This window comes from Kineococcus indalonis, from assembly GCF_009906395.1.
Classification (GTDB): domain Bacteria; phylum Actinomycetota; class Actinomycetes; order Actinomycetales; family Kineococcaceae; genus Kineococcus; species Kineococcus indalonis.
On sequence record NZ_JAAALM010000469.1, the window covers coordinates 1 to 3,232 of the forward strand.

The 3,232-nt window shown below is 74.9% G+C and carries 2 protein-coding genes; both read left to right on the forward strand.

Annotated elements, in window-relative coordinates; genetic code table 11:
* Positions 1-598 (forward strand): LGFP repeat-containing protein (locus GTR00_RS17580; protein WP_240900532.1); only part of this gene is annotated, 598 nt, incomplete at its 5' end.
* A 172-nt stretch (positions 599-770) separates the two neighbouring features.
* Positions 771-3,167, forward strand: coding sequence for a glycoside hydrolase family 9 protein (locus GTR00_RS17585; RefSeq protein WP_166612875.1), 2,397 nt, complete (start codon positions 771-773; stop codon positions 3,165-3,167).
* Positions 3,168-3,232: the final 65 nt, after the last annotated feature.

Sequence of the window (3,232 nt, forward strand, 5' to 3'; positions counted from 1 at the left end):
GACCGGGGGGACGGGCGCGGGGTCGGGCGTGGACCAGCTCACCACGGGGTTCAGCACCGGGTTCGAGCGCGGCGCGATCCTGTGGTCGGCGCCGACCGGGGCGCACGCGGTGCGCGGCGCGCTGGCCGAGGCGTTCCACGCCCGCGGGGGCGTGGGCAGCACCGGCGTGCCGCGCGGGGAGGAGTTCGGCCCGCTGGTGCGCGGCGGGTACGGGCAGGTCTTCACCGGCGGCACCCTGTACTGGACCCCGGCCACCGGGGCGCACCTGGTGCGCGACGGGCTGCTCATGGACCGCTGGGCGCGGCAGGGCTGGGAGACCGGCGAGCTGGGGTACCCGGTGTCCGAGCAGTTCGGCGAGGAGGGGTACGCCCCGCGCTGGCAGCACTTCCAGGGCGGCTCGATCTACTTCGCCAAGCCCTCGACGGTGGTGGTCAAGGGCGCGATCCGCGAGCTGTACCGCTCGCTGGGCGCCGAGGCGTCCCCGCTGGGCTTCCCGCGCGGGGAGGAGGAGCGGCACGGCGACGGCGCCCGGCAGGTCTTCTCCGGCGGCACGATCACGTGGAGCCCGGTGAGCGGCACCGCCGTCGACTTCGGCTGAGGCGGCGCGTGCCCGCCCGACCCGTCCCGCACCCGTCCCGCACCCGGCAGGGCCGTGCCGGGTGCGGGACGGGTCGGCCGGGCGCGGCGCGCCCGGCGTTGACAGGGCGCCCGGCTCGGGTGAGGCTGTGCGCGCGCTCTGAGAGCGCTCTCAACGTAGAGGAGACCGTCCCGTGCCTTCGCACCCCCGGCGGAAGGGCCGCGCCCGCGCGCTCACCGCGGCCACCGCACTGATCGTCCCCGCAGGCCTCCTGCTCAGCCCGTCGGCGGCCTGGGCCGCCGACCAGATCACCAACGGCACCTTCGCCGACGGCACCACCGGCTGGACCGCCTACCCGGCCCCCTCCGTGCAGGACGGCGCCGGGTGCATCAGCGTGCCCGCCTCCACCGCCCCCTACGGCGCGACCATCGCGCAGGAGGTCTCGCTCGTCGAGGGCGAGGACTACCGGCTGACGTTCAGGGCCCGCAGCACCCCGGCCACCACCGGCCCGGTCCGCGTCGTCGTGCAGGGCGGCGAGGACGTGAACTACCAGCAGTTCCTGCCCGCGGTGAAGCCCGCCTTCGAGAGCGAGTTCGGCGAGCAGGTGCACTACTTCACCGCCGACCGCGACTACCCGAACGCTCAGCTGTCCTTCCAGCAGGACGTCCTCAACCCGGTCGCCTACACCCTGTGCGTGGACGACGTCGTGCTCGACAGCGGCGTGGAGCGCCCGCCGTACGTGCCCGAGACCGGCCCGCGCGTGCGCGTCAACCAGGAGGCGTACCTGCCCGAGGGCCCCAAGGGCGCCACGCTGGTGACGGACTCCACCACCGCGCTGCCCTGGCAGCTCAAGGACGCCCGCGGCCGCGTCGTCGCCAAGGGCAGCACCACCCCGCGCGGCGTGGACCCCAGCGCGGGCCTGAACGTGCACACCGTCGACTTCACCCGCTACGGCCGGGCCGGCACCGGGTACACGCTGGTCGCCGACGGGGAGACCAGCTACCCGTTCGACATCGGCGAGGCCGCCTACGAGCGCCTGCGCGACGACTCGATGACGTTCTTCTACACCAACCGCAGCGGCACCCCGATCTCCGACGAGCTGGCCCCCGGCTACGGCCGCGCCGCCGGCCACGTCGGCGTGGCGCCCAACCTCGGCGACACCGCGGTGCCGTGCCAGGCGCTCGACGACGACTCGCAGGCGATCCTGGTGAAGCAGGGCGACGAGCCGTGGACCTGCGACTACACCACCGACGTCACCGGCGGCTGGTACGACGCCGGCGACCACGGCAAGTACGTCGTCAACGGCGGCATCTCCGTGGGTCAGCTGCTGCAGCAGTACGAGCGCAGCCTCACCGCCCCCACCGCGGACCGCCGGGCGCTGGCCGACGGCACCCTGAGCATCCCCGAGTCGGGCAACGGCGTCCCGGACGTCCTCGACGAGGCGCGCTGGGAGCTGGAGTGGTTCCTGAAGATGCAGGTGCAGCCGGGCCGGCAGTACGCCGGCATGGTCTTCCACAAGGTCGCCGACGTGGACTGGACCGGCCTGCCGCAGGACCCGGCCACCGACCCGCAGCCGCGCGCGCTGTACCGGCCCTCCACGGCCGCCACGCTCAACGTCGCCGCCACCGCGGCGCAGGGCGCCCGCCTGTTCGCCAAGCACGACGCGGCGTTCTCCCGGCGCCTGCTGGCCGCGGCCCGCACCGCGTACGCCGCGGCGCAGGCCACGCCGGACCTGTACGCCCCGGCACCGGACGCCGAGCTGGACCCCAACCCCGGCAGCGGTCCCTACGACGACGACGACGTGTCCGACGAGTTCTACTGGGCGGCCGCGGAGCTGTTCCTCACCACCGGTGAGGCGAGCTTCCGCCAGGACGTCCTGAGCTCCCCCGTGCACACCGCCGACGTGTTCCCCGCCAGCGGGTTCGACTGGGGCCACGTGGGCGCCCTGGGCCGCCTGGACCTGGCCACCGTGCCCAGCCGCCTGGGCAAGGCCGAGCTGCGCTCGGTGCAGCGCTCGGTGGTCGCCGCCGCCGACCGCCGCCTGGCCGAGCAGGCCGGCCAGCCCTTCGGGCAGGCCTACGCCCCCGAGGACGGGCAGTACGCCTGGGGCTCCAACGCGCAGATCCTCAGCAACCTGCAGGTGCTGGGCACCGCGTTCGACATCAGCGGCGAGGACGCCTACCGCGACGGGGTGGTCCGCAGCATGGACTACCTGCTGGGCCGCAACGCGCTGAACAACTCGTACGTCACGGGCTACGGCGACGCGTACTCGCAGAACCAGCACTCGCGGATGTACGCGCACCAGCTCGACCCGTCGCTGCCGAACCCGCCCGCGGGCACGGTGGCCGGCGGGCCGTACTCGCCGACCGGCACCAGCGGCGACCCCGTCACCGCGCCGCTGTTCGGGGAGGGCTGCGCCGCGCAGTTCTGCTACGTCGACGACATCGGCTCGTGGTCGACCAACGAGATCACCATCAACTGGAACGCGCCGCTGGCGTGGGTGGCGTCCTTCGTCGCCGACCAGGACTCCGGCCGCGACCACGGCCGCGGCGGCTGGCACCACGGCGGCCACGGCGGCCACCGGGGCTGACCGCCCCCGCTCGCGACGCCCCCGCTCCCGGCAGCCGCCGGGGGCGGGGGCGTCCGCGCGTGCGG